Origin of the sequence: Okeania hirsuta, assembly GCF_003838195.1 — a bacterium.
GTDB classification, from domain to species: domain Bacteria; phylum Cyanobacteriota; class Cyanobacteriia; order Cyanobacteriales; family Microcoleaceae; genus Okeania; species Okeania hirsuta.
This window is the reverse complement of sequence record NZ_RCBY01000296.1, coordinates 1-7,606: the sequence shown is the minus strand read 5'-3', so window position 1 is coordinate 7,606 and position 7,606 is coordinate 1. Positions and strand designations below refer to the sequence as shown.

The following is a 7,606-nucleotide window of genomic DNA, read 5'->3' as shown; positions in this document are numbered from 1 at the left end:
CCCTCTACAGAGAGGCGGTAGATTACAAATTTTCAATCTATTGCTAGCAGTATTTCTAAACTAAATATTGTCTGTATTTGGTTGCTTTAAATACTGCCTTCAGAAGTTTACCTAGATAAATTTATGATGAGTTTATAGTTAGTTTAAGCTTGATTAAAGTATTGTTTAAATTTTGGTTAATCCATAAATTATGCGGATTAAATTGTAGGTTGTAAATGAAAAAAGTTTACCTAAACTTCATACTGTTTCAAACTAATTCCAGGGAAGAATAAAAAAGAATTCTCAAAAAGTGCTTAATCATCTATCTCTTTGGGGTCATCTTCATCAGAAGGAAATATTGGAGGTTTAGATGTTGGCTGCCGTTGAGGAGATTTTTGAGGTTGAGGAACTATAGGTTGAGTATCAGGTGATGGTGGAGGTGGGGCTGGAATTTGAGGAGAAGATTCAGGAGTTTTAGGTTGAGTTTTAGGTGTAGTTTCACTATCAAAGTTTAATAAGTATTTGGCATCGGCAAAATATCTAGTCAAATTATCAATTTCTGCATTTTTTTGCCATTCAGCACGAGATATTTTTGAACGTAGGATAGGTACTATTTGACTCTGACGCTCTCCTAATATAGTGATAGTAATTTCTGTGATTTCTGGATTATTTTTAAATTCTTGATTGATTTTATTTTTTGCTAAATTTTCTGCTTGTTCTACAAGAATTTTATAGGAATTATTATTGTTAGAGTCAATCAAAAGACTGGTATTTTTTGCAGAAGCTAAGGTGGTTTTATTTGTAGTTAAGATACTAGCTAATATTAAGACTGTACTCCAGAAAATATGATAATATAAATTCATTAAATTAAATTTTTTCCACATATATATAAATTTAATTATTACAGTAACATGTAATAATTAAAATAAATTTAAGTTTTGGTTAAATATTTACTATAATTAAATTTCTCTGTTTAACTTGATAATTTTAACGAAGGTGATCGCTACGCTAATTAAACTACTCCTCAAATTCAGTGTTTAAGTATTCAAGTCAAGTTAATTGGCTATTTGATGATTGAGTAATAGTTAGGAAAGATGATTTTTAGAGTCACTGTTCAAGTACACAAGTATATTTTTTATGCCTTATTCCCTACTGACAAATGTTAAATTAATTTTGCACAAGTACTTATAATTATTTTAGGTATGGCAATTGTATTTTCATGAAATAAAGCTATGGATAGGCATAATTTTAGTCATTTATTTCTCCAGCAATTATTCTCAGTAAAAATTCATAGTTAACTAAGATAAAAATAATTTTAGGATGATATTTATAATTTATATCATGTCTAGTTAAATACTTAATTAATTCAGACGGCAGTAAATAAATTAAACAATGTATAAGTATTTAAATGAACATGATATTAGGCTATAAATTATTTATAACTGTAAGTAAAAATGGACATGATATAATATAGATATGAATATATTTACAAATACTCATGCTCATAGAAAATTAAAAAAAAATTGCAAGTTTTTTTTGTTATTTATTGTAGTTATAAGCTTAATTATTACAGCCAAATATTTTAACCTACCAGAACTTTTAAAAAATAAATTAGTTTGGATTGAAAGTCTAGATGTGTGGAGTCCAATCGCTTTCATAATAATTTATAATTTAGCTACTTTACTATTAATTCCTGGTTTAGTTTTAACTATAGGAGGAGGAGTAATATTTGGAGTTATCTGGGGAGCTATTTATGTTTTTTTTGCTTCAACTTTAGGCGCTACAATAGCTTTTATTATCGGACGGTATATATCTCGTGATTGGGTTTGCCAACAATTACATCAACATCCAAAATTTCAAGTTATCGATCGAGCTGTTATTAAAGCAGGATTTAAAATAGTATTTTTAACTAGACTCTGCCCTTTGTTTCCTTTTAATCTTTTGAATTATGCTTTTGGTGTCATGCAGGTTTCTTTAAAAGATTATATTTTGGGTTCTCTAGGGATGATTCCAGGAACAGTAATGTATGTTTATATTGGTTCTATAGTAGGTGATATTACTTTAATTGGTACGTCTCAACAACCGACAAATTCTACTGTAGAAGTAACTAAATGGATAATTAATATTGTTGGTTTAATTGCCACAGTTTTAGTAACTATTTATATAACTCGGCAAGCAAACAAAGCTTTAGAAACAAGTTTTGAAGAAGGCAAGAATTGAAGAAGGAAGAAGGAAGAAGGAAGAAGGGAAAATTGCTTATGAATAGTCAAAGAAAGGCCACTTCATATCTATTTGAAAACCGCTATAAACCCGCAAAAGAAAAGATACAGCATATTTCTGGCAAATGATGTACAGGGTAAATGGTGAAAATCTTGTAGTGCGGGCATCTCCCGCGATGGGTATACCTCATAACAGCGGGAAGCGCTGTAATATAAAATCTGTTTAATTCGGTATAAAAACATTCTCTATCTTCACCATTACCAAATCTTGATAAATTTTTTCCCTCCTGAATTCTAAATTCTAAATTCAGAATTTAGAATTCAGAATTCTGACTCCTCTATCCTTCCAACTTCTTACTAATTAATTGATTTGTCATCTTTGGATCTGCACGTCCTTGAGTTTTCTTCATCACTTGCCCAACAAAGAAACCTTTAAGTTTAGTTTTACCACCACGATATTTTTCTAATTCTTCTGGATGTGCTGCTAAAACTTCATCAATAATTGCTTCTATCGCCTTAGTATCTGAAATTTGAATTAGACCTTTCTTCTCTACTAATTCCTTGGGCGACCCACCTTTTGATAATAATTCTGGCAGAATATCCTTCGCAATTTTGCCACTGATAGTACCATCTTCAATAATTGTAGTTAGCTCGGCCAAATTTTCTGGTTTAAGGCCAATATCAGTAATGCTAATTTTTTCATTTTTCAAATAAGCAGTAATATCCCCCATTACCCAGTTAGCTGCTTGTTTTGCATTTCCTCCCGCTGCAACTGTTGCTTCAAAATATTCTGCTACTTTGCAGTCATCAGTAAGCACGCGAGTATCATAAGCAGATAAACCTAATTTGCTTTCATAGCGGTGACGTTTTTGTGCGGGTAATTCTGGTAATTCTACTTTCCAATCATCTAACTGCTGAGTCGAGACTTCAATAGGTGGAATGTCAGGTTCGGGGAAATAACGATAATCACTAGAACCCTCCTTCACCCTCATACTAATAGTAAGTTGAGAACCCTCTTCCCAGAGTCTAGTTTCTTGAACAATTTTTTCCCCTGCTTCAATAGCTTCAGTTTGCCGTTGAATTTCATATTCGATCGCTCGTTGTATAGCACTAAAGGAGTTCATGTTTTTGATTTCTACCTTTGTACCAAACTCTTTTTGGCCTACTGGTCGTACAGAAACATTCACATCGCATCGTAGAGAACCTTCCTGCATATTACCATCGCTCACACCAAGGTAGCGGACAATTCGCTGTAGCTCTTGAGCATATTCTGCAGCTTCTAGTCCAGAACGTATATCCGGTTCTGATACAATTTCTACTAATGGTACACCTGCACGATTATAGTCCACCATTGAATAGGTTGACCCAGATAGGCGATCGCTACCTCCATGGACTAACTTACCAGCATCTTCTTCCATGTGTAGTCTAGTAATGCCGATTTTTTTGCGGTTTGCAGTGCCATCTTCATCTACTATTTCTATTTCTAGCCAACCATTTTCGGCAATGGGTAGGTCATACTGAGAAATCTGATAATTTTTGGGTAAGTCAGGGTAGAAATATTGTTTACGGTCAAATTTACTGTAGGGTGCTATTTGACAATTTAGGGCAAGTCCTGCTTTTACGGCATATTCTAGGACTTTTTGATTAAGTACGGGTAATACTCCAGGCATTCCCATACATATTGGGTCAATATTGCTATTTGGTGGGGCACCGAATTCTGTGGATGAAGCGGAGAAAATTTTGGTTTGGGTACTAAGTTGACAATGGGTTTCTAGACCAATAATTGCTTCATACTCTGTTTTTACTTGTACAGTTGTAGTCATAGATTTTTGAATTAAGTCAAAAGTAAACTAGCTATCAGCATTTCAGCATTTCAGCTTTTTGACTTTGGGTTTATACCCCGGCAACTAATACCCTGGATGGTTGAGTCGGGGTTGAAATTTCCAGGGCGTAAAAAAAAGTCCTAATGCTGACCGCTGACCGCTGACTGCTGACTGCTATTTAAAATTTAAAGGTCATTAGTTCTAGTGTACAGTGATCGAGATTTTCCATTTCCAACTTTGATGTCGGCAAGGGGTCTCCCGTTATACAAATGTTAACGGGAGACCCATTTCCAACTTTGATGTCGGCAAGGGGTCTCCCGTTATACAAATGTTAACGGGAGGGGAATTGCCGACCAACAAATAAACCGCGTAGGGTCCAATTATTTCTTGCATTGTGTGCTTTTTTGTGTTATTGGTGATTATATCAGGAGTAGCGGTAATACGCACTTGATAACAGCACATAGAAAACAAATAGCGAGTATGGGGTTCAATTCATGAAGTTCGCGGTCGGCCCGTGAAAAGGTAAAACTCTTGAGGGTGTGTATCGGAGTACAGAATTGTTCAGTACAAAAAGGTGGTGGGTCTCATCATCTCTGTCTGGTGAGGGTTAAGTGGTTGCACTCCCTGTGAAACAGAAAGCCCTATCCGCGAGGTTGGGAAGCCTACATCATAATCTTTGATTTGATGTAGGAGAACGTCACAAAGAACTATCCCTTGATTCAGTAATGCCACCAAATAAATCATGTTTTGTGCCTGTTCTTTATTCCCTACCCCCTGTTCTCTACTCTAGGCAAAAATTTATATCTTTTTCGGATATGTCTAATTAGGGATTGCTAATTAATCCTCAAAGCATTGACAGGTAAAGGCTTAAGCCTTTTTTTTTGTCTAAAAAATTGCCTGGTATCACCTCTAAAATGCTCAAAAAGTTAGTATTAATGGCAAGAGTTGGGCAGAAAAATCCCAAATTGACAATTGTTACTCCTACCTCCTCGCTCCCGATCCATTTCTCCTGTCTCCTGTCTCCTGTCTCCTGTCTCCCGGTCCATTTCTCCCGGTCCATTTCTCCCGGTCCATTTCTCCTGTCTCCTGTCTCCTGTCTCCTACCCCTACTAAAAGACTTTTTCAGCAGACCCTAATTATTGATCGGGTTTCTTAAAGCAATAATGTTTATGAATCGAAACTTTTTTGAGTTCAGGAGTTTGATAGTTTGGCAAAGTTTTTTCTGACATAAAAAATATTTCAAAATTATCAAGTTGTTCTTCACCTTTATATTTACTATTCCAGTCACGGCACAAATATTTACCATAATAAAGACGATGAGCAGCATGACGCTTCAACCAAATTTTCATCATATATTTACGCCAGCGTACATTAGGATAAGTTGATGAAACTAATAATGGTTTATCCCAAATCACAGGTTGACCATTTTTAAATAAATCAATTTTTTTACCATTTTTAAGTTTACCTGGAATGACATACCAACCATCTTCTCGTGAGGGATAAGGAGCAAACATACCCCATCTTTGGTCTAATCTGAGAATTAAATTAGTTGTTCTGACTATTTTGGGGATAGGGAATATTTTGGGGGAAATACTATTAAGATTCCAGAGCAATACGAAACCTAGAAGCAATAAAGCAATAAGATTCTGATAATTGGCTGGATAAACTGAATTTTTCCGATACTGTAATTGGGAAATCAATTGATGAAAATTACTATTGATATTGTTGAGTTCAGCGCATATTTTTTTGCCTATAGTTGTAATTATGGGTAAACTCAAAACTAAAGTTAGAGGTCGAAATACAGGAGAAATGTTACACAGATAAATTAATGCCTGAAATTGAATATATTGATTGTCTTGATGTTCGACTAATAACCATGAATTACTGTTTTTTATTGCCGTATAAATTTCTGGTTGGGTTTGGGCTGAGAAAACTAATTCTTTTGGTAAGAACAAAAAGCAGCAAAGTAAATTTAAGATTTTTTGGTATGTACTAGAATCAGGATTATAATAAATTTTAATATTTTTAATCTGTTTAAATTGTAATTTATAACTCAACCAATCCCAAAAATCACTAGGCAATAACACTAACCAAGAAATAATACATACATAAGGAAATAAGCCTAAAACTAAGCCAAGGCGAAAACCTATATGCAAACCAATAAAAATAAATACTGTTAAGCAACGAAAAAAACTATTTTTAATTGGTACAAATAATAAAAAAGGTGCTAATAATTCAATCCAGAGAGTAGCGAAATTAGCAAATACTAAAAGTTGGGGAAACTTCAACATGAAGCTACTGAAGGGAGTAGCAAGTTGATCGATATTTAAAGCATAGTAAACAGCAGTTCCTTCTTCCCACCAAATAGGATGAGATTTCAGCATTGCCGTAAACCAATAAACAAAACATATTTGTAGAGTTAAAGCGATAGTACCACCTGAAATAATTGATTTAGGAAAAGGTTTTGATTCAGAATTTAAGGCACTATCAACTGAATAATATGCTCCTAAAGGTAAAAATATTCCCCAAAATAGAAGGAGGCGTAATTCAGAATCTCCAGCATTGAGAATCATGTTATTACGACTATGCAAAGAAGCGAGTAAAACCCAAGATAAAATCGTGAATAAGCGAGTACGATAACCAACTAAAAGTGCTAAAGCACAAATAAAAGCAACTACAAAAAGTATTCCTTGAAATAAAATATTGCCACTAAAAAGATGAAGCGACCAGACCGAAGAATTTAAAAATTTTTCAATTAGTACTGCACGGGGTAAGACACCAAAATCTGTGTAGTGAGCTTTCAGATCGCCAAAACGTTCTATTAGATCGACAATAATAATTAAAGCCAAACCAACTCGAAATAAAGCTAGCGATCGCAAGTCTAAACCTAATAAATCTTCTCGTGTTGCTAAGGTATATGTTGGCAATGGATATTCTCTGGAACTCATCGCAGAATCAACCCTTTTAATGTATGTAAATATATTAATGAAAATTGGGATTAAAAGCTTTTATCGTAAACTTTTAACCCCGACTAAGATTATTTTTTTCAATTTCAAATCACATTATGTCAAGTCTCCTGCCTCAAGAACAGGGGATTTTTGATTTGACAATAATAACTGACAATTTCAGAAGTTACTAGGTGTATTATTATTTTGTCTTTAATGTGTTTGAAGAAATTATGATAGATGTTATAAATTCCTGATTAAATATTATTTACTATTACAGTAACAGCTAATTTAAAAGGTAAATTTTTATTAGCTTATTATTAGTTAGATTTGCGACGACGAGAAGTTAATAAACCGCCAAAGAATACAGCTAAACCTAGAATTGTACCTGGTTCGGGAACGGATACTGAACCATCTGTGCCACCGTCAGTTGTGCCACCAACATCCATACCACCGTCAGTTGTGCCACCAACATCCATACCACCGTCAGTTGTGCCACCAACATCCATACCACCGTCAGTTGTGCCACCAACATCTGTGCCGCCATCATATGTACCACCAACATCCATACCACCGTCAGTTGTGCCACCAACATCCATACCACCGTCAGTTGTGCCACCAACATCCATACCACCGTCAG

The 7,606-nt window shown here is 34.5% G+C and carries 5 protein-coding genes; 1 reads left to right on the top strand and 4 read right to left on the bottom strand.

Annotation, left to right across the window (positions count from 1 at the left end; genetic code table 11):
- Positions 1-293 precede the first annotated feature (293 nt).
- On the bottom strand, positions 294-863 hold the full coding sequence (locus tag D5R40_RS28465; RefSeq protein ID WP_124146619.1) for a hypothetical protein: 570 nt from the start codon (positions 861-863) through the stop codon (positions 294-296).
- A gap of 652 nt (positions 864-1,515) precedes the next feature.
- Between D5R40_RS28465 and D5R40_RS28460 the strand changes: the two genes are divergently transcribed.
- Entirely contained in the window at positions 1,516-2,199 is a 684-nt protein-coding gene (locus tag D5R40_RS28460; RefSeq protein WP_240039126.1) for a TVP38/TMEM64 family protein, read from the top strand.
- A gap of 337 nt (positions 2,200-2,536) precedes the next feature.
- Here the strand turns inward: D5R40_RS28460 and gatB are convergent, their stop codons facing one another.
- The 3 genes from gatB to D5R40_RS28445 all read right to left on the bottom strand — a co-directional run.
- Positions 2,537-4,021, bottom strand: coding sequence for an Asp-tRNA(Asn)/Glu-tRNA(Gln) amidotransferase subunit GatB (gene gatB, locus D5R40_RS28455; RefSeq protein ID WP_124146621.1), 1,485 nt, complete (start codon positions 4,019-4,021; stop codon positions 2,537-2,539).
- Between the two features lie 1,136 nt (positions 4,022-5,157).
- Positions 5,158-6,969 (bottom strand): HTTM domain-containing protein, encoded by a 1,812-nt coding sequence (locus D5R40_RS28450; protein ID WP_124155556.1) that lies wholly within the window; start codon positions 6,967-6,969, stop codon positions 5,158-5,160.
- A gap of 317 nt (positions 6,970-7,286) precedes the next feature.
- A partial coding sequence (locus tag D5R40_RS28445; protein WP_134239633.1) for a PEP-CTERM sorting domain-containing protein occupies positions 7,287-7,606 on the bottom strand: 320 nt, incomplete at its 5' end.

Coding starts and splice junctions, on each gene's coding strand:
- D5R40_RS28465 (WP_124146619.1), bottom strand. CDS start 863: ATGTGGAAAAAATTTAATTTAATGAATTTATATTATCATATTTTCTGG.
- gatB (WP_124146621.1), bottom strand. CDS start 4,021: ATGACTACAACTGTACAAGTAAAAACAGAGTATGAAGCAATTATTGGT.
- D5R40_RS28450 (WP_124155556.1), bottom strand. CDS start 6,969: ATGAGTTCCAGAGAATATCCATTGCCAACATATACCTTAGCAACACGA.